The sequence below is a fragment of the Mesorhizobium sp. M0701 genome, assembly GCF_040320365.1.
GTDB lineage: Bacteria > Pseudomonadota > Alphaproteobacteria > Rhizobiales > Rhizobiaceae > Mesorhizobium.
In genome coordinates, this window is sequence record NZ_JAMYPO010000003.1 from 57188 (window position 1) to 77015 (window position 19828).

At 61.1% G+C, this 19828-nt stretch carries 17 protein-coding genes; 10 read left to right on the forward strand and 7 right to left on the reverse strand.

Annotated features, from left to right (window positions below):
• The first annotated feature begins 150 nt into the window (after positions 1-150).
• The 5 genes from arfA to NKI24_RS04210 all read left to right on the forward strand — a co-directional run bounded on the left by arfA (position 151) and on the right by NKI24_RS04210 (position 5999).
• On the forward strand, positions 151-1662 hold the full coding sequence (gene arfA, locus NKI24_RS04190; protein WP_352743557.1) for an arabinosylfuranosidase ArfA: 1512 nt from the start codon (positions 151-153) through the stop codon (positions 1660-1662).
• Positions 1663-1711: 49 nt separating this feature from the next.
• Positions 1712-2803, forward strand: coding sequence for an ABC transporter ATP-binding protein (locus tag NKI24_RS04195; protein WP_352449658.1), 1092 nt, complete (start codon positions 1712-1714; stop codon positions 2801-2803).
• 19 nt (positions 2804-2822) lie between these two features.
• Positions 2823-3740 (forward strand): carbohydrate ABC transporter permease, encoded by a 918-nt coding sequence (locus NKI24_RS04200; protein WP_502901435.1) that lies wholly within the window; start codon positions 2823-2825, stop codon positions 3738-3740.
• A complete protein-coding gene (locus NKI24_RS04205; RefSeq protein WP_352449656.1) occupies positions 3737-4585 on the forward strand; it encodes a carbohydrate ABC transporter permease in 849 nt (282 codons plus the stop codon). Before NKI24_RS04200 ends, NKI24_RS04205 begins: the two co-directional genes overlap by 4 nt.
• 94 nt (positions 4586-4679) lie before the next feature.
• Positions 4680-5999: an ABC transporter substrate-binding protein gene (locus tag NKI24_RS04210; RefSeq protein WP_352743561.1), complete on the forward strand. Its 1320-nt coding sequence runs from the start codon at positions 4680-4682 to the stop codon at positions 5997-5999.
• Between the two features lie 182 nt (positions 6000-6181).
• Here NKI24_RS04210 and minE read toward each other — a convergent pair whose 3' ends face one another.
• The 3 genes from minE to minC are packed head-to-tail and all read right to left on the reverse strand — an operon-like array spanning position 6182 to position 8005.
• Positions 6182-6454 carry a cell division topological specificity factor MinE gene (gene minE, locus NKI24_RS04215; protein ID WP_023677151.1) on the reverse strand — a complete coding sequence of 91 codons (273 nt, stop codon included), beginning with the start codon at positions 6452-6454 and terminating at the stop codon, positions 6182-6184.
• Positions 6451-7266 (reverse strand): septum site-determining protein MinD, encoded by an 816-nt coding sequence (gene minD, locus NKI24_RS04220; RefSeq protein ID WP_023677152.1) that lies wholly within the window; start codon positions 7264-7266, stop codon positions 6451-6453. Before minD ends, minE begins: the two co-directional genes overlap by 4 nt.
• 19 nt (positions 7267-7285) lie before the next feature.
• Positions 7286-8005 carry a septum site-determining protein MinC gene (gene minC / locus NKI24_RS04225; RefSeq protein WP_352449654.1) on the reverse strand — a complete coding sequence of 240 codons (720 nt, stop codon included), beginning with the start codon at positions 8003-8005 and terminating at the stop codon, positions 7286-7288.
• A gap of 238 nt (positions 8006-8243) precedes the next feature.
• On the opposite strand from minC, the gene NKI24_RS04230 reads away from it, so the two are divergent.
• The gene (locus NKI24_RS04230) at positions 8244-9104 is read left to right on the forward strand and encodes an alpha/beta hydrolase (RefSeq protein WP_352449653.1); all 861 of its coding nucleotides are present in this window, start codon (positions 8244-8246) and stop codon (positions 9102-9104) included.
• A gap of 94 nt (positions 9105-9198) precedes the next feature.
• Here the strand turns inward: NKI24_RS04230 and NKI24_RS04235 are convergent, their stop codons facing one another.
• Together NKI24_RS04235 and NKI24_RS04240 are read right to left on the reverse strand one after the other, a co-directional pair.
• Positions 9199-10305 (reverse strand): glycosyltransferase, encoded by a 1107-nt coding sequence (locus NKI24_RS04235; protein WP_352449652.1) that lies wholly within the window; start codon positions 10303-10305, stop codon positions 9199-9201.
• Between the two features lie 8 nt (positions 10306-10313).
• On the reverse strand, positions 10314-11864 hold the full coding sequence (locus NKI24_RS04240; RefSeq protein WP_352449651.1) for a GumC family protein: 1551 nt from the start codon (positions 11862-11864) through the stop codon (positions 10314-10316).
• A gap of 167 nt (positions 11865-12031) precedes the next feature.
• On the opposite strand from NKI24_RS04240, the gene NKI24_RS04245 reads away from it, so the two are divergent.
• On the forward strand, positions 12032-13342 hold the full coding sequence (locus tag NKI24_RS04245) for a VpsF family polysaccharide biosynthesis protein (RefSeq protein WP_352449650.1): 1311 nt from the start codon (positions 12032-12034) through the stop codon (positions 13340-13342).
• 19 nt (positions 13343-13361) lie between these two features.
• On the opposite strand, the gene NKI24_RS04250 is transcribed toward NKI24_RS04245, so the two are convergent.
• Entirely contained in the window at positions 13362-14804 is a 1443-nt protein-coding gene (locus NKI24_RS04250; protein ID WP_352449649.1) for a glucosamine inositolphosphorylceramide transferase family protein, read from the reverse strand.
• Between the two features lie 201 nt (positions 14805-15005).
• Here NKI24_RS04250 and wecB point away from each other — a divergent pair, with 201 nt between their 5' ends.
• The 3 genes from wecB to NKI24_RS04265 are packed head-to-tail and all read left to right on the forward strand — an operon-like array spanning position 15006 to position 18284.
• A complete protein-coding gene (wecB, locus tag NKI24_RS04255; protein WP_352449648.1) occupies positions 15006-16160 on the forward strand; it encodes a non-hydrolyzing UDP-N-acetylglucosamine 2-epimerase in 1155 nt (384 codons plus the stop codon).
• A complete protein-coding gene (gene wecC, locus NKI24_RS04260) occupies positions 16153-17484 on the forward strand; it encodes a UDP-N-acetyl-D-mannosamine dehydrogenase (RefSeq protein ID WP_352449647.1) in 1332 nt (443 codons plus the stop codon). The genes wecB and wecC overlap by 8 nt, the downstream gene beginning before the upstream one ends.
• A complete protein-coding gene (locus NKI24_RS04265; protein ID WP_031211886.1) occupies positions 17481-18284 on the forward strand; it encodes a WecB/TagA/CpsF family glycosyltransferase in 804 nt (267 codons plus the stop codon). Before wecC ends, NKI24_RS04265 begins: the two co-directional genes overlap by 4 nt.
• Positions 18285-18329: 45 nt before the next feature.
• Here the strand turns inward: NKI24_RS04265 and NKI24_RS04270 are convergent, their stop codons facing one another.
• A complete protein-coding gene (locus NKI24_RS04270; RefSeq protein WP_352743565.1) occupies positions 18330-19769 on the reverse strand; it encodes a lipopolysaccharide biosynthesis protein in 1440 nt (479 codons plus the stop codon).
• Positions 19770-19828: the final 59 nt, after the last annotated feature.

The following is a 19828-nucleotide window of genomic DNA, read 5'->3' on the forward strand; positions in this document are numbered from 1 at the left end:
ATTTCAACTATCTGGCTTTCTGCTGTGCCAAAGCGTTCGTCTAATTGTCCTACATTTGGGTATTTTGGCTTGACGAAGGGCTACCAATTCCTCTTTGATATCGGGCAAGATGATTTAAATCATCGTTTGTGATATCGATGGGAGGAATGCATGAAGGCAGCCGTCACGGCTCATCCGCATTATGTCGTCTCGGAAATCGATCCGAGGCTCTACGGATCCTTCATCGAGCATCTGGGGCGGGCAGTTTACACCGGCATCTATGAGCCCGGCCATCCGACAGCGGATGCCAACGGCATGCGTCAAGACGTCATCGATCTCGTCAGGGAACTCAATGTTCCGATCGTCCGCTATCCCGGCGGCAATTTCGTCTCGGCCTACAATTGGGAAGACGGCATTGGCCCCAAGGAACAGCGCCCAGTGCGCCTCGACCTCGCCTGGCACACATCGGAAAGCAACGAAGTCGGCCTGCATGAATTTGCCGATTGGTGCACCTCCGCCAACACCGAGATGATGCTTGCCGTCAATCTCGGCTCGCGCGGCCTCGATGAAGCCCGCAACCTGCTGGAGTACGCCAACCATCCCGGCGGCAGCAAATGGAGCGACAGGCGCATCGCCAACGGCCGCAAGGAGCCGTTCGACGTCAAGCTCTGGTGCCTCGGCAATGAAATGGATGGCCCTTGGCAGATCGGCCACAAGACCGCGGACGAGTATGGCCGGCTGGCGCATGAGACGGCCAAGGCCATGCGCGCCTTCTCCAAGTCACTCGAGCTGGTGGTCTGCGGCTCTTCGAATGCCAAGATGCCGACCTACCCTGAATGGGAAGCGACGGTTCTCGACCATACCTACAACGAGGTCGACTACATCTCGCTGCACATGTATTTCGACAACGAAGCCAACGACGCTCCGAACTATCTCGCCATGAGCGAAAAGCTCGACGACTACATTGTCTCGGTCGCCGGCGTCATCGAGTATATCAAGGCCAAGAAGCGCTCCAACAAGCAGGTCTACATCTCGTTCGACGAATGGAACGTCTGGTACCATTCCAAGGAGCAGGACAGGAAGATACTCGGCGGCAGCAACGGCTGGCCGTTCGCCCCGCCGTTGCTCGAAGACATCTATAATTTCGAGGATGTGCTGCAGGTCGGCCTGATCCTCAACACCTTCATCCGCCGTTCCGATGTCGTCAAGATCGCCTGCCTGGCACAACTGGTCAATGTCATCGCGCCGATCATGACCGTTCCGAATGGCCCGGCATGGCGACAGACGATTTTTTATCCCTATCTGTTTGCTTCTAACCATGGTCGCGGCAATGCGCTGGATCTCAAGGTGGAAAGCCCGACCTACAAATCCAGCGTTGCGGGCGACGTCGCCTATGTCGATGTTGCCGGCGTGCACGACAGGCAAACCGGCCACGTCACCTTCTTCGCCGTCAACCGCCATTCGAGCGAGGCAATCGAAACAGTGGTCGACCTCACCGGCTTCGGCGCGGCGGAGATCGTCGATCACCAGGTGATGGCACACGCCGATCTGAAAGCCGTCAATTCGGCCGAAAACCCTGGCAATGTCGGCCTCAGGAAGGGTGAGGGCGCCTCGCTCGCCGGCGGCAAGCTGAGCCTGTCACTGCCGGCCTATTCCTACCAGGTCATACGCCTGAGGCTCTGAGTTCAGGCGGATCATCGAGAAAGCGCAAACGCTGAGGAGGAGCGTCGACGTGACGGCCGATATCGAGATCAGGAACGTGAGCAAGCAGTTCGGTGCCATGACGGTGCTGGATCATCTGTCGCTCTCCATAAGGGCACGCGAATTCATCGTGTTCCTGGGCCCGTCCGGCTGCGGAAAATCGACGCTTCTTCGAATGATTGCCGGGCTCGAAGCTGTCGATAGCGGCGAGATTGCCATCAACAACGAGCGCATCGATCATCTGCCACCGGGCAAGCGCGGCATTGCCATGGTGTTCCAGTCCTATGCGCTTTATCCGCATATGACGGTGCGCGACAACATGGCCTTCGGGCTTGCGAATATCGGCGTACCAGGCAAGGTCATCGAGGCGCGCATCAACGAAGCCGCCCGCATCCTCGAAATGCCGCATCTGCTCGATCGCAAGCCGGGCCAGCTCTCCGGCGGCCAGCGCCAGCGCGTCGCCATCGGCCGTGCGATCGTCAAGGAGCCGAAGGCCTTTCTGTTCGACGAGCCGCTTTCCAATCTCGATGCGGCGTTGCGCACCCGCACCCGCATCGAGCTTGCCCAGCTTCACCAGCGGCTGCAATCGACGATGATCTTCGTCACCCATGACCAGGTCGAGGCAATGACGCTGGCCGACCGCATCGTCGTCATGAACAATCGCAAGATCGACCAGATCGGTACCCCGATGGAGATCTACGAGCGCCCGGCGACCAAATTCGTCGCGGGTTTCGTCGGCGCGCCGGCGATGAACTTCGTCGATGCGACGCTTGACAGATCCGGCGAGAACGCCACGGCCAGGTTTGCGGACGGCGTCTCGGTGCAGACCGAGATCGCCTCCAGCCAACTGACCGATGGCAAGTACACTTTCGGCATCCGTTCTGAAGACGTGCGCATCGTTGCGGCCGGACAGGGCAATGCCGGCGGCGTGGTCGATGTGCTCGAGCGGCTCGGCGAACGCACCCTGATCTACGCGCGGCTGGGCGATGGCCAGCAGATCGTCGGCTCGGATGCCGGCAACAGCCGCGTCGCCGTCGGCGACAGAATCGGGCTCGCCTTTGATGGCCAGAAATCGCATCTGTTCAACGAGACCGGCCGCGCCTGGCATGCGAGGGAGGCCTGAGATGGCTGACCGGCTGGCGATGTCCCCGACCGCGACGCTTGCTGTCGGCGTCAGAGCCCCTACCGCCGACATCTATGCGCCGCAATGGCGAAACGTCATTTTCGTTGCGCCATTCTTGTTCTTCTTCACCACGCTGCTGCTCTTCCCGCTGCTCTGGGGGATGTGGCTGAGTTTCCACAAGGCCGACACGTTCTCGTCCGGAAATTTTGTCGGTCTCGGCAATTACGCCAGGCTGTATCACGACAAGGTCTTCCTGCAATCGATCTGGAACACCTTCTATTTCGTGCTTCTGACGGTGCCGACGCTGGCGCTGATCGGCCTTTTCCTGGCGCTTTGCCTCAACCGCCGCACGCGCACTGCCGCGGTTTTGCGGACGCTGTTCTTTTCCTCGTCGGTGCTGTCGGTCACCATCGTCACGCTGATCTGGCGCATCGTCTTCATTCCGAATGTCGGCCTGTTGTCGACGATCTACGGATGGTTCGGCGCAACGGCTCCGGCCTTCATTTCCGATCCCAGCCTGGCGATGGTCGGCATCGCCATTGCCACCATCTGGTGGTGCATCGGCCTGCCGATGATGCTCTTTCTCTCAGCACTCCAGCAGATCCCGCAGGACATTTACGAGGCGGCAGCGCTGGACAATGCCAATCGCTGGCAGACGCTGCGGTCGATCACGCTGCCGTCGATCAAGCGGACCTTCATCCTGGTGATCATCATCCAGATCGTGCTGCAATTCCAGCTGTTCGGCCAGGCCTGGCTGATGACGCGCGGCGGTCCGAACAATCTGACCAAGCCGATCGTGCTCTACATCTACGATACCGCATTCCGTCGCTGGGATCTCGGCCTGGGCGCCGCTGCATCGGAAATCCTGTTCATGCTCATCCTAGTCGCGGCCATGGCCCAGTACCTGGTGACACGCAGCAGGGGAGACCAGGCATGAGCGCCCCAGCAGCTTCCATCAAGGGCCGGGCATTTGGCGACCATTTGTTATTGGCCCTGGTCATCCTGCTTTCGATCATCATGATCGCGCCGGTTCTGTGGGTCATCGGCCTGTCACTCAAGGACAATACGGAGCTGATGGCCGATCCGAACTCGGTGTTTCACGCACCCTATACGCTGAAGAACTACATCAACACCGTCGGCACCTCGTCGGTGTTCATCTGGGTGCGCAACAGCATCATCGTCTCGGGCGGATTGACGCTCGGCACGTTGATCCTGTCGTCGCTCGCCGGCTACGGCTTTGCACGGCTGAATTTCCCCGGCCGAGACGTGCTGTTCGTGATCGTGCTGTTCGGTCTGGCGGTCCCGGAACAGGCCGTGCTTGTCGCCCGTCACCAGATCTTCAGCATGCTGAAGTTCCACAACACCTATCAAGGGCTCATTCTGCCGGGCCTTTCGGCTCCGTTCGGTGTCTTCCTGATGACCCAGTATTTCAAGGCCATCCCGAAGGAGCTGGACGAAGCCGCCATGCTCGATAACGCCAGCCGGCTCAGAATTTTCTGGAAGGTGCTTCTGCCGCTCACGCTGCCTGCGCAGGCGACGCTCGGCATCTTCACCTTTCTCGGCGCCTGGAACGACTACTTCTGGCCGCTGATTTCGGCGACGAAGAAGGACATGTTCACGCTGACGGTCGGCATGGCCTCGACCCAGACCAACTTCGCCCAGTCCGAAGGCATCGGCTTCCTGATGGCGCAGGCGGTGTTCGCCGGTGCACCGATCCTGATCGTCTACCTGTTCTTCCAGAAATACATCGTCACGGCGGTCTCCGGCGCTGCGGTGAGATAACGAAGATTGCCTGACGGCCGGGGGAATGCGCAGCAATTGAAGCACGAAAGCCAATCCAGGGTGGAGCGGCGGAAACTCAGTAGGAGGAACTGATATGAAACTGAAGAAAATACTGTTTGCCGCAGTCTCTGCGGGCGCAATGATGCTCGCAAGTCCAAGCTTCGCGGCCACGGAGCTGAGCGTGCAGCGCTTTTTCGGCGCCTGCGATGCCGATTTCGGCACCAACACCGATGCCACCAAGGCCGTTGGCGAATGCGGCATCATCACCTCGCTAATCAACAAGTTCAACGCCGACAATCCCGATGTCCATGTCAACGTCACCACCGTGGAATGGCCCGGCTATGATCAGCTGACCGCGCAGTTCGCTTCAGGCGACGCTCCGGACATCGTCACGATCCATGAATCCGTACTGTCGGATTATCAGTCGAAGGGCCTGTTGATGCCGCTCGACGATCTCTTGAAGTCGGTCGGCGTGACACCCGACGCCTTCACCGACGCGGCACGCAATGGCGCCACCAAAGACGGCAAGGTCTATGGCCTGCCGATCGACAGCTGGACGATGCTCTATCACGTCAACATGGATCTTTTCAAACAAGCCGGCCTCGTCAATGCCGACGGCACGCCGATTTTTCCAAAGTCGCCCGAGGAACTGCTCGCCCAGGCCGAACAGTTCAAGCAGAAGACGGGCAAGCCTTATTTCGTCCAGAACCTGAGCAATGAGACTGCACTCTACACACGCAACCTCTACACCTATCTTTTCCAGCAGGATTCCGATTTCTTCGCCGATCCGAAGCATGTGAAGTTGAATACGCCGGAAGCCAAGAAGGTCGTCGAGATGTACAAGGCGATCTTCGAGAAGGGCTACACCACCAAGGATCTCGATTATGGCGGCTCGATCAACGCCTTCCTTGCCGGCGAGGGTGGCGTCCACCTTAACGGCACCTGGGTGGTCGGCGATTACAACGCCCAGTCCGAGACCAAGGGTACGGCGCTCAACAAGGGCGGCTATGCGGTCTATCCGTATCCGCAGCTGTTTGGCGGCGCCCACGCGCAATATGCCGACGGCCACACCTGGGCCGTTTCGCAGAAAGACCGCACGCCTGAACAGATCGCGGCCATCGGTAAATTCCTGAAGTTCTTCGCCGACAACGACTTCGAATGGTCACGCACCGGTCACCTGCCGGCCTATAAGGCCGTCATCACCTCGGACGCCTTCAAGGCCCTGCCGCATCGCAACACGATCTCTGCGGTCGCTGATCTCGGCAAGCCGCTGCCGTCCGCCGTACAGCGTCAGTTTGCGATCCAAGACATTATCGGCGAAGAGATGAGTGCAGCAATCAGTGGCCAGAAGGACGTCGACACCGCCCTTGCCGACATGGAAAGCCGCGTCAACGAATTGCTCGCCAACATTTGATCACGGGTTTCGAAAGGCCCTCCAAGGCCCCCCGCGACTGGAAACGGCCGCGGGGTTTTGGTGAGGGAGTGGTTATTGTCCTCGAATTGCGAGAACTTGCCGGTGGCGACCGGGTCAAACACGCCAACCACGGCGCCGCAACCTCGGCAGCAGCCGACGCAAGCCCTGGCCGGAGGATTCCGTTAGAACGCCGCGGCCATGGGCATTGCGACCTTGTTGGGGATCTGGATGTCGATCTCCAATCTCGACGTCGTTTCGCCGTGATCCATGCTCACCTGCAGGAAATCCTGGTCGACCTGAACATGCCGGGCGATCACCGCCATGATCTCCTCGCGCAACACGGAGACGAGATCGGGCTGGTTGCGGCTTCGACGCTCGTAAGCCAACAGCAGTTGCAAGCGTTCGCGCGCCACGGGCGCGCTGCCGCGGCGCTTGAAGATATCGAGCAGGTTCATGCTGCCCTCCTTCCCAACAGCCGGTCGAGGAGGCCCCTCCGCTCGAAAGGCAGAATGACCGGCAGGTCCTCGCCCTCGAGTCTTCTTGCCGCGTCGATATAGGCGCGTGCGGCGGGGTTGGTGTTTTCGCTGAGCGTAACCGGCGCGCCCACATTGGATGCGCGCAGCACGTCCTGGCTCTCGGGAATTATTCCCAGCAAGGGCGTCGACAGGATCTCGAGCACGTCATCGATGCTCAGCATCTCGCCGCGGGCAGCGCGCGCAGCATCGTAGCGTGTGACGAGGACGTGTTTGACAATCGATTCACCTTGCTCGGCTTTCATCGTTCTGGAGTCGAGCAGGCCGATGATGCGATCGGAATCGCGGACCGAGCTCACTTCCGGGTTGGTGACGATTACCGCCTCGTCGGCAAAGCGCATGGCAAGTTGCGCGCCCCGCTCTATGCCGGCCGGGCTGTCGCAGAAGACGTAGTCGAAAACGGAGCGCAGCTTGTCGATGACGTCCGCGACGCCTTCCTCGGTGAGAGCATCCTTGTCGCGCGTTTGCGAGGCCGGCAGCAGGAACAGCGTTTCGAGTCGCTTGTCACGGATCAGCGCCTGCGAAAGCTTGGCGGTTCCCTGAATGACGTTGACGATATCGAAAACAACGCGCCGCTCGGCACCCATGATCAGATCGAGGTTGCGCAGGCCGACGTCGAAATCGACGAGAGCCACCCGCTTGCCGGTTTTCGCGACCGCGGCGCCGAGAGCGGCCGTCGAGGTCGTCTTGCCGACACCCCCTTTGCCGGATGTGACAACCACTACCTTGCCCATATTTGTGCCTCCAATGTTGTTAGTTGAGCGGTGCGACGCAAAGTGCGCCGTCCTCGAGAAAGGCCTGTACCGGCCTTCCTCGCGAGGAGGCGTCCATCTCCTCGGCGGTGCGGTACCAGCCGTCCACCGCCAGAAGTTCGGCTTCGTTTTTCCGGCAAAAGATGCGGGCCGCGGAATTTCCCGTGGCGCCGGCGAACGCACGTCCACGCAGCGTGCCGTAGACGTGGATCGATCCTCCGGCGACGATCTCGGATCCGGAACTGACGGAGCCGACAATGACCACATCGCCATCGGGGTGAAAGATCGACTGGCCGGAGCGGATCGGTGCCTTGATCATCAATGAGTTCGGCGCCTGCGGTTCTTCCGTCTTGGCCTCAGCGGCGGCCTTCGGGTCCGGCTGCACGTAAAGCGCATCAGCGGTGGCCTCCTTGGCGCCGACGAGGAGCGGCGGCAGATCGGCACCGAGAGCAACATTGCCATCGGCCTCGATCGCGTAAATGCGAATCCCGCGCTCCGCGAGTTGTAAGACCAGATCCCGCATCTCGCCCACCTCGGGCTTGAGTATATTCAGATCGAGCACGACCGGGCGGCCGGCAAAGAAGCCGGGAGAGTTTTCGGTCCAGTGATCGAGGCTTTGCAGCCATTCCCCTAGCGGGGCCTCAGGGGTGAGGGTGAAGGCTACAAACGAGCGCGCTCGAAAGCGTATGGACTTGTTTTGGATGGGAGCGACGCAGGTCACAGAGGCGAGTCCTTACTGATTGGTTAAGGCTAGCCCGGCATGGTTAACGAAAAGTTAATGGCGGCTTCCCGAGGCGTTGGCGGAGGCATTCTTTTTGCCCCCGATCGCCCCGCCGGCGCCCTGCTTCCGGTGCACGACGAGGTCCTCCTCATGGCTGCCTGGAGGCGCCTCCAGTTCACGAGGTCGGCCGACCGGTATATTGTTGCCGGAACGCCGGGCCTATTAAGGAGTTATCGATTTGACAAGCGTTGCCAAGGGGCCTGTCGCGGATCGCGGTCGCGCTACCTATGACCTTGGCGCGACCGCCATCTTTGCTTCCAAATCAGACCCGCGCTTTCACTATTGCCTGTATGTGCCTCCCGCGGTTGGGGAAGGGGCCAAAGTCGACCTGATGGTCGCTGTCCATGGCACCGGCCGCACCTCTTTTCTTGGATTCCGCGACGCGTTTTCCGAGTTCGGACGCTGGAATGGCTGCGCCGTTTTGTGTCCGCTGTTTCCAATCGGCGTTCTCGGGGATGATGCCCGCAGCGGATACAAATATTTGCTTGAGGGCAACATACGCTACGATGATGTGCTGCTCGCCATGGTTGAGGAGGTCAGCGCCAAATACAGTCAGGATTGGAGCCGCTTTGCCATGTTCGGATTTTCCGGCGGCGCGCATTTCACGCATCGTTTTGCTATCCTGCATCCCGACAGGCTCTGGGCGGCCTCAATCGGCGCGCCAGGCTCGGTGACCTTGCTCGATCCGACGCGTGACTGGTGGGTGGGCATTCGCGATCTGCCGGAGAAGTTCGGCATCACCTTCGATGCCGCAGCGCTGGCAAAAGTGCCTTTCCAGATGATCGTCGGCGACGCTGACCTGGAGACTTGGGAAATCACTCATGTCCAAGGCAGCACCCATTGGATGCCGGGCGCCAACGATGCGGGGCGAACACGGCCGGAACGCCTCATGGCATTGTGTCGATCGTTCGAGGAGGCGGGGGCGCGCGTGCGCTTCGATTTGCTGCCAGGCGTATCTCATGAACGGGATGCGGTTCTCGATTCGGTCAAGGGTTTCCTCGCCCAACAACTCAAGGAACGAGGGCATGCCTCACGATAAATTCGTTGCGCCCCAGCCCGTGAAGAGATTATCGCAATCAAAGCCCGACCACGTCGACCGCATCCAACCGCGATCCACTGGCAGTGCGTAACGACTAGAGCAACGCTTCATAGCGATCGCCAATCTTGTCGATTGTGAAATCCGCCGCCCTGTTTTTCAGCACGGCAGCAGGGGTGGGGTGGTCCAGCATCTCGGCCATCGCCTTCGCCAGGGCCGCGGCGTCACCGACCGGCACCAAGGTGCCGAAGCGGCCGTCACCGAGTATTTCGCGCGGGCCATGCGGAGCATCGGTGGAGATTACGGGGACACCGGCGGCCATGGCCTCGACCAGCACATTGCCGAAGCCCTCGCTGGTCGATGACAGAACGAACAGATCGGCCGCGGCATAGCAAGCCGCGGGATCGTTGACATAGCCGGCAAAGAGCACGTCCCCGTCTATGCCGGTCTCTTCGGCACAGGCGTGCAATTCGGCAGCCAGCGGACCTTCGCCGAAGATGACAAGCCGGGCAGGGCGGCCGGCGCGCAGGGCAGCGAAGGCCCGCAGCAAAGTCCGGTGGTCCTTGACCGGCACCAGGCGTCCGGCGGTGGCGATGACCGGGCCATCGCCCATCGCCGCCAACGCTGCCTGCCAGGCATAGGAATTCCCCTGCGGTGCTTCAGCCGGCGGCAGCGGGTTGTTGATGACGACAACCTTCGATTCGGGAAAGCCTCGGGCGATGATGTCACGGCCGACACCCGCTGAAACGGCGATGGCTTTGGTTGCGCGCGCTGCAACCAGCGCGGAAAGCCAGATCGCCAGCCTCGCGCCGAGGCCGCTGGCAGGCAGCGATGCGGCGGCATGGAAGCTTGGAAAGAATTTTGCCCGGCTTCTGGCCAACATGAGTGACAGCGCCATCACCAGATTGGCGAATTCCGGGGCGCTATAGACCGCATCAGGATCAAGGCGGCGGAACAAATTTGCGCTTCGCACGATGCCTTTCAGCGTCGCCGACTTGGCGTAACCCTCGCCGCGCAAGAGAAGGCCGAAGTCGACCAGATGCACGGCAGCGGAACGCAGCGCGGCGTTAGGGCCTTCCGCGTTCCAGGTAAAAAGCGTGACCTCGTGGCCACGCGACGCCAGTTCATTTGCCATCAGGACGAAAACACGTTCGGCGCCGCCGCCCCTCAGGCTGGCGATGTGGAAAACGATGCGCTTCGCCATGCCTTGCTTCAGGCTCGGCTGGCGGCAAGGCCTGATCGGTTCGGCGGCCGGCGCATGTCGCGGATGATGCCCATGCCGATGGCCAGCAGCATGCCCAGGGCAAAGCCTGCGAACGCTCCTGCGCCTGCCACCAGGGCAGTGCGCGGGGGCCATGAGCGCGCTGGCGGGGGCACCGCGGTCGAAATCACCTGTACGTTTGTGGTGTCGATCTGCTCGCGCTCGCTGATTTGGCGCGCACGTGACAGGAAGCTCTCATAGACCGCTCTCTTCGAGGCGGCATCGCGTTCAAGTTCACGCAGGGCGACTTCGGATTCGCTGTCGGTGAATACATTGCTCTTCAGATCGTTCATCCTGGCGTTGAGAGAAGCCAACGAGGCCCTGGCCTTGTCTAGGCTGGCCTTTGCCGTGCCGATGGTGCGGGAGAACTCGGCCCGGAGTTGCGAGTTGACGGTCTCGAGTTCCGTCCTGAGCCTGACAATCGTCGGGTGGCGCGGACCGAAGGTCATCGACTGTGAGTCGATCTGCTGCCGCAGGCTGTTTGACCTGTCGCGCAGCGCCGCGAGCGCTTCCGAAACCGTGGGGTCGGGATTGGCCCCGTTGATACCGGAGGCAACCAGGGCGTCGTAGCTTGCCTGCGCGGCGATGACACGCGATTGCGCATCGACGATTTCGCCATTGAGCTGCGTCAGCGTCTGCGAACTGACGAGCTGGCCATTGCTGGACGACAGGTTGTGGCTGCGCCTGTAGCTCTCGACCTTCTCTTCGGCTGCCTGCACGTCGCTCTTGAGTTGGCCAAGCCGGCTGTCAAGGGCAGCCGCGGCACGGCTGGCGCCGGCAGCTTCCGCCTTAGCCAGTTCTTCCTGGAAGTTTTTGACTATGGCCTGCGAGATCAGGATCGCCTTGGCGGTGGTTTCCGCAGATACCGAGAGGGTTGTGACAAACGAGGTCGGGTCCGCGATGGCGTCTACCCGGTCCGCCAGGTTCTTCAAGGCAATAAGCCTCGGGTCGGGCTTCGCCACAGCGCCGGACGAGGATGTGCTCCGGTCCGGATCGAAGAATTCTGGATCGTGAGTCAGATTCAGTTCGTCCACCACACGGGAAAGCACATTGCCCGAGGTCAGGATGCGCTGCTTGCTGCGCGTGCTGAGCAACTGGCTATCGACCTGGCCCGGTTGCGAGTAGAGGTCGTTTTCCACAACCTGCAAATTGGATGGGTTGATGAGGACCTCGGTCGTGACGGTGTAACGCTGCTTGCTCAGCAATGCATAGGCGCCGCCGACAATGCCGCCGATTACCGCCAGCATGAAGGCCAGGGCGAGGCCGGCCCGCAGCCAGACGAACAGGCGTCGAAAATCGAGCTCGAGGAAATCGCCGATCTTGTCCAGGGTCACCGTCGCGACAGGCTCTGGAGGTTGCGGCGTCACCGGCGCGGAGCTTAACGCCGCGACTGGGCCATGCTGTTGCAGCAATGCCCTGCGCCGTGCATTGGCGATACGCTCGAATGCACTGTTATTGGAAGCCGTCGCGGAGATAGGGGGTGTGCCGGAACCGGCAGACATGGTGACAACCCTTGTTAAATCATTACGCTTGGCCTGCTCTACAGAAACATCGTTAACATCTTATTTTCCAAGTTGGCCCATTTTACCGCTCACGCTGTCCGTCCGGCGGACGTTGAAGGGATTTCGTTGCCCAGAATGCCGTTCGAATATCGCCATTTGGATGGGCCATGAGCTATCCCGCTGCCGCTTCGGAACGATTATCGTCCAGCCGAGCGCGCCGTCAGAACGCGCTGTCGCTGCTGTTTTTCCTATGCGCGGCGTTCGCGCTCCTGCTTCGCTTTACGGTATCACCGCAGGTGATGAACATGGTCGTCGACTATACGGCCCAGGGAGGCTCGTTCTACGAGAAGCTGCATTTCGGCACCTATGCGATCATCCTGCTGCTTCCTATCGTTCTTTTCAGCCGGCCGTTTCTGCTGCACGGCGACGAAATTGGAATATTCAAGGCGTTGATCCGCTATTCGGTGCTGATGTTCGCGCTGGTGCCCTATCTGTTCGTTACCGGCCGTGCGGGCTCCTCCGGGTTCATCATCGATACCTATCTGGTGGCCGGCGCCACAGGCCTGTTGATGCTGGCATTGAATGCAGAGGTGCGGCGGGCGCTGGGGGACGTCGTGCTCGGGATGGCGATCCTGAGCGCTGTCATCGGCACCATCGAGGCGGTGACTCAACATCGGCTGTTGCCCTATGGGTTGAACGAACTGCAATTCAGGCCAACTGGCCTGTCGGCCCATCCGCTGGCACTGGGCGCGCTCTGCGCCACAACCATCGGATTCGTGCCGCTGACGCACTGGCGCATATGGGCGCGGGTGATGGCGATCTTCCTGTTGTTCATCGGTTGCGCTGCATCGGGCGCTCGCGCCGCGCTGATGCTCGCCACCGGCGAAATCCTCATTCTGCTGCTGTTCGTGCCTTGGCCGGGCCTGTCGCTCAAATATGAGCGGCAGGCCAAATTTGTCGTGCTGATGTTCACCGTGACAGGCGGCGCGGTGCTTGTTGCGATGCTGTTTGCGGGCGGTCTGCTGAATCGGTTCAGCAACACCATCTTCGACGAAAACTTCATGGCCCGGGTGACCATTTATCAGGTGTTCGGACTGGTCAGCTGGAACGACATCCTGTTCGGCATGAACGTTGACGACCTGCTGGCGATCGTCCGGCAGAAGCTGCATCTGCCCTACATCGAAAGCGCGCCGGTGGTAATTATCTTGCTCTTCGGCCTGCCCATAGCCCTGCTGTTTACAGCGCTGATATTCTGGTTCGTCTTCCGGCTGCTGCGCGGGGCGCCGCTGCCGGCATGGATCGGCACCATAACGTTCTTGCTTGCCGCGCTGTCAAACAACGCGCTTTCGTCAAAAACGCCGGACATGACGATCATCGTGGTGTTGCTGCTTGCCTACAGGAAGCAGCCCCATGGAGGCTCGCTCGAGAGCATGCCTTCGGCCGCTGCATCCAGCCCAAACCCGGCTGGATCTCGTTAAGCACGGACCTCGGGTCCGGTCAGCCGGCGCTGTCCACGACCTCGACACCGCCCGCGCGATTGAGCGTGTGAATGCCGGACCGAGCCCATGCCGGCCCGGGATCGATTGGGCGGGGCAGTTCAAAACGGACGTCGAAATCATCAAGCCGATCCAGCCGCATCAATCCCAGGCCGCCGCCATAGGCTCTAGACCCGTTTTGCACCGGCAGCAGCAAAGCGTCGCCCTGGCGGATGAAAGCGCCGCCCGGCCGAGTGGCCGAGTGATCGACGGCGATGGGATTGAGCGCATGCGCGACCCAAGGCCCACGCAGCGCAGGGGCGGAATAGACCGCCATCGTGTCGGACGCGCTGCCGTAACCGAACCGCTCCGTCCCCAACAGCCAGAAACGGCCGTCGGATTCGAGCAGCGTGGCGTCGTTGAAATCCCTGTCCGTCATCAGCACCGTATCGCGTACCCAGCGATCCGGAAACTGCACGGCACGGTAGAGCACCACTTCGCGCGCCGTAGCGCTTTCAGGGATCATGAAAATCTCGCCGGAGTGAGCGAACACCTGCGGATATGACAGATGATGCGCTTCGTCCAGCACCACTTTCGGTACGCCGAAAGTGCCGTCGGTGCCAAGTTCAGCGACGGAAATCACCCCGCGGCCGGTGGAGTAGGGAAACTCCTCGACAAACAGAAAATGACGGCCGTCGCGCTCGAGAACGAACGGATCGGCGTAGAAGCGCTGCCCGTCATCGGCAAGCACGGTGAAGGGCTTACCATCCAGCAGTCCGGTTTCGGCGACGCCTGGACCGTCGATCAGCCGATAAGCAACCTGCCAATAGAAGGGACGCCGACCACGTCGCAGTTTTTGCACGGCGCGGTCGACTAACCCCCTGCCGAAAAAGGGCAGATAGTGCCCGATAAATCCGCCTTTCTGCAGGGGCGGCGCCGGGCTCTCGGCAATCGGCGCAAGTTTGCCCGCGGAAAAGCGGGCGACACATTGGGCAATCAGGGAGATGGCGCCGGCGAGCAGGTCGTTGCTGGTTCGGGACAGCCACAACCGGTCGCTGATCATCGGCCGCGCCCTGGCGACGGCAACGCCGTCGAGGCGCGCGGTGAGTTCGGGCAGCCGCCCGCTCGCCAGCATCTCGGTCATGCCTGCGGCAAAGCTGCTTTGGCCGCAAAATTCGAGCGTCAGGACAGGCGTGCCGCGTCGTGCGGCGGTAGCCGTGAGATCGACTATAAGATCGACTGGGCCGGTGTCGCCGGACGGCAACGGCCGGGAACGGCTTGCCAGTGAGGGGCCGAAGCGCCGGCCCTCGAGCGCCAGCACATTATCCATCGTGCGCGCATTGGGTTCAGGCGTCGGCGCGCGGCAACTCGAAACCGCATGTCCAGCCGCACTCAACCGCGCCAGAAGCTCATTTTCCCAGCGCCGGGATGTGTCGGCGTGGCCGATGATTAAAATATTAGTCAATCCAATATATTCTTTTTCAAGACTACTGCCATAGACTACTTGTCAGCCCAACCTTTCACAAGAGTTAAACCGGGAGAACGCGGCCTTGGTTGTTAATCATATATTAAGAATTGAGATCACGAAGGCGCTTTCCGGCGCTATTATGACTCTTGCGGGCAATAGTCGGCATGTCCCGAAGGCTGCAGGCGACCAGGATCAGCGATGAACGTCCTTTCACGTCCAAAACTGCCATCCAGGCAGAAACTGCTGATCGTGTTCGGCACTAGGCCGGAGGCACTCAAATGCTTTCCAGTGGCGCGTGCCGCCCTCGTTCATCCAGGCTTCATCACCGAAATATGCATAACCGCCCAGCATCGTGAAATGGTCGACCAGGTTGTCGAGCTGACCGGCTTGCCTGTGCACCACGATCTCAACATCATGCAACCCGGCCAGTCGCTGTTCGATGTGACCTCGCGCGTGCTCCTGGGCATGGCTGAGGTGTTGGACAAGGCGAAGCCCGATATCGTCATGGTACAGGGCGACACCACCACGGCAATGGCCGCGGCTCTTGCTGCCTTCTACAAGCGTATCCCCGTCGCTCATGTCGAAGCAGGATTGCGCAGCCACAACATCAACTCGCCGTTTCCTGAAGAACTGAACCGCAAGATTGCCGGCGACATCGCCACCTGGCATTTTGCGCCGACCGTTCAAGCGCGCGACAATCTCATCGCCGAAGGAAAGGCCGAAAGCACCATTTTCGTGACCGGCAACACGGTGATCGACACGCTGTTGCATTTTTCAAGCGCGATCGATGCCGACAGGCTGATGAACGCGAAGCTCGCTGCCAGCTTTCCCTTCCTCGATCCTTCCAAGAAGATGATCCTCGTCACCGGACATCGCCGCGAGAATTTCGACGGCGGCATCCAGCGCATCTGTACGGCGTTGAAGGGATTGGCCGCGCGCGGAGACGTGCAGGTCGTCTACCCTGTCCATCCAAACCCCAATGTGCGCTCGGTGGTCAACGCAGAGCTGGAAGGCGTGCCGAACATCCATCTGGTCGAGCCGCAGGACTATCTGCCGTTTCTGTACCTGCAGAAGCAGAGCTATCTGGTGCTTACCGATAGCGGCGGCGTTCAGGAAGAAGCGCCGTCGCTCGGCAAGCCGGTGCTGGTGATGCGCGAGAATACCGAGCGACCCGAGGGGATCGTGGCCGGCACCGCCCGCCTTGTCGGCACCGATGTCGAAAAAATCCTGTTCAACGCCAATCGCCTGCTCGACGATCAGGCTGCCTATCGCGGCATGGCGGAACGACACAACCCATATGGCGATGGCCGGGCCAGTAACCGGATTGTTGAGGAACTGCTGCATCATGGCTGAAATCAAAACCGTTTCCGTAATCGGCATGGGCTATATCGGCCTGCCGACCTGCGCCATTTTCGCCAGCCGCGGGCTCAACGTCATTGGCGTCGATGTCAACGGAGCGGTGGTCGAGAAGGTCAACCGCGGCGAAATCCACATCGTCGAGCCGGACCTTGACGGTCTGATCCAGAAGGTCGTGGCGAACGGCAAGCTCATGGCCTACAGCACGCCGCAGCCGGCGGACGCCTATATCATCGCCGTGCCGACCCCGATGACCCACGATCATAAGCCGGACGTGACCTACGTGCTCGCGGCGGCACGAAGCATCGCCCCCGTGCTGAAGCGGGGAGACCTTGTGGTATTGGAATCGACATCGCCGGTTGGAACCACGCGTATCATGACCGGGCTGCTTGCCGAGTTGCGGCCCGATCTCAAATTTCCTGTCCAGCATGGCGAAGACGCCGATGTGCTGGTCGCCTATTCGCCCGAGCGTGTGCTGCCGGGAAAGGTGCTGACCGAGCTGATCAACAACGATCGCTCGATCGGCGGATTGTCCCGCAAATCGGCGGAGCGGACCGCGGCACTCTATTCGACCTTCGTCACCGGCGACCTGTTCATGACAACGGCCGAAAGTGCTGAGCTGGTGAAACTGACGGAGAACGCGTTCCGCGACGTCAACATCGCCTTTGCCAACGAGCTTGCCGCCGTGTGTCAGGATCTGTCGCTCAATGTATGGGAAGTGATCGATCTCGCCAATCGGCACCCTCGCGTGAACATCCTCCAGCCGAGCCCGGGCGTCGGCGGTCACTGCATTGCGGTCGATCCATATTTTATCATCGACGCCGCACCCAACAGCACGCGGCTGATGGCTTCGGCACGCCGGATCAATTCCGAGCGGCCGATGTCGGTGGTCAGGGATATCGAGGCCTTGCTCGACCCCTCCCGCAAGCAAACGATCGCCTGTCTTGGCCTCAGCTTCAAAGCCAATATCGACGATCTGCGCGAGAGCCCGGCCGTCGAGGTGGTGAAGCTTCTGTCCGATAACCCCAATGTGAAGATCATTGCGGCTGAACCCAACACAAATGCGCTGCCGCATGAGCTCGAGGGCAGGGGCATCGTGTTCACCGACGCACTTTCGGCCATCGACAAGTCCGATATCGTCGTCCTCCTGGTCGACCATCGGCAGTTCAATCTGGTCGACCCCGAAGCGCTCAAGGACAAGAAGCTCGTCGATACGAGGGGTCTGTGGACGTGGCGCAAGGCACGCAAGCCCGACGCCCGCATCGAAGGCAAGAAACCAGAGGTCGCACAAGTGACGCTTGCAAGGGAGCAGGCCGCATGAACGCGCACGCCCCGGCATGGGCGCAGCATTCCCTGTTGGCATCACGGCGCCGGGAGTTCCTTGGTGCACCGATCCATGCGCTGACCATGGCCGAGACACTGGCCATCGCCGACGAGGCGATGACCCTGGGGCGGCCGCTGCATCATGTGGTCGTGAACGTCGCCAAGCTGGTGACCATGCGCCAGAATGCCGAGCTGCGCGAGGACGTGGCCGGGGCGGACGTGGTCAATGTCGACGGCATCGGCGTGCTTTGGGGTGCACGTCTGTGCGGCGTCGCGCTGCCCGAGCGGGTGGCGGGCGTCGACATCATGATCAATCTGCTGAGCCTCTGCGCGAAGCGTGGATTCAGGCCGTATCTGCTGGGGGCCGAACAGCACGTTCTCGACGCGGTTGTAGTGAGACTTGCCAAGGACCATCCGAGCCTCGTCATAGCGGGAATGCGCAACGGCTATTTCAAGCCGGAGGACGAGGCCGGGATCGTCGCGGCGATCAACGCCTCGGGCGCCGACTGCCTGCTGGTGGCCATGCCGACACCGCGCAAGGAACGCTTTCTCAAACGCTACCGCGATGAACTCGCCTCAAGCTTCGTGATGGGCGTAGGCGGCAGTTTCGACGTCTATGGGGGCAAGGTTGCCCGTGCGCCGAAGCTGATACAAGCGGCCGGCCTGGAGTGGCTGTTCCGCGTCGTCCAGGAGCCGCGACGCTTGTGGCGCCGCTACTACGACACCAACACTGCCTATGCGGGACTGCTGTGCCGGGAGTTCTGGGAGCGTCGCTGGCGCCGAAACGCCGGTTTATAGTTTCGCGTTCCCCCCACAAAACAGGCGTTGCCCCTGGACTTCGCTTTACGCGATCCGTAGCCGCGCTCGCAGCTGGGCGACGAATTGCGTCGCTGCCACGGGGTGGAACAACGAGGTCAGCCCGAAGAAAACCGCGGCGCCGGTGGTGCCGCCGGCGACAAGCGAGAAGATCGCCGGCACGTCGCCGGCCACCATGCTGGCAAGCTTGGCGGCCACCCCCGTGCTGAGCGAGATGATTACCGAAACACCGATGTCGCGCCACGGCACCGGCACCGGTGTGAGCCGCTCGCTGATGATGATGCAGGTTATGGAGCCCACCACCGAGCCCCCCGCCAGCGCCAAAGCGGCGCCGATCTCCGCCATCGGGGGGATCAACAGCAGGGACAATGCGATTGTTGCCACCGAGCCGAAGAGATTGGCGATGATCAGCAGCCACGGCCGCTTGTGCGCGTGCACCACGACGCCATAGACGAAGCTGGTGAGGTTGGCGCACAGCACGCTGAAGGCAATGATCGGAAACAGCAGGCCGAAGCGGCCGTGATATTGCGAGGGCAGCATGAGCTCGGTGATATCGCTGCTGAGCGCGACCAGCATCGCTGCAATCGGCAGGCAAAGCCGCATCATCAAGGACATTAACTGCGACAGCAACCGACCCGATGCCGCGGGCCCATACTCGTCGAACCGGCTAACCACCTCGGGAAAGGCGCCCATGTTGATGGCGTTGGCGACCATATCGATCGGCTGGCGGGCCAGCGCATAGGCTGCCGCGAAGATCGCCACGGCGCTGGCATCGTAATAGAACTTGAGGAACAGACGCTCCGCGCTGTTGAGCCCGAAGCCAACCAGCGCCATGATGATCAGCGGCACACCGAGCGCAAAGAAGTCCCTGTGGGTGAAACGCGGCGGACCGGCAACGAGCCGTCGCGATGCCATGATGCCGGCCACGATGCCGGCAATCAAGGCGCCGAAGCTCGAGCCGAGCGATACCGTCAGAAAGCTATCCTGGAAGATAAGGATGGCGCCGATCGGCAGCGCGAGTTGCAGCAGGGCACGCAGGGCTTCGAGCATCGAATAGACCGAATGGCGCTGCTGCATCTGCAGCACCGTCAAGGCGAAGCGGCTGATGGACCCGGCGACCAGATAGCCGCAGACTGCGATCGCGAACTCGACCCAGCGTTCAGGCACGATCACCGCCGACGCGCCGACCGATATGACCAGCGCCAGTGCCGTGGTGGCAAGCAACACCTGCCCGGCCAGCATCAGGCTGCCGCGGCTGACTTCGCCCTTGCCGCCAAGCCTGAGCAAGGCGATGCGCAGCCAGTTGGTGACGGCAATGTCGGTCATTTCGCCGACGGTCACCACCAGGGTGAGCAGGCCATACTCGGTCTGGTCGATCAAACGCGTCACGACGACCAGCAGGAGCAGCGCCGAAATTCGCGTCAGCAGGATCGCCGGAGCATAAATGAGCGTGGAACGGAGCAGCAAGGGCGTGTCCCTGGAAAACTCACCTTCGACTAGCCGCCGACTGGCGGAAAATCCAGCCC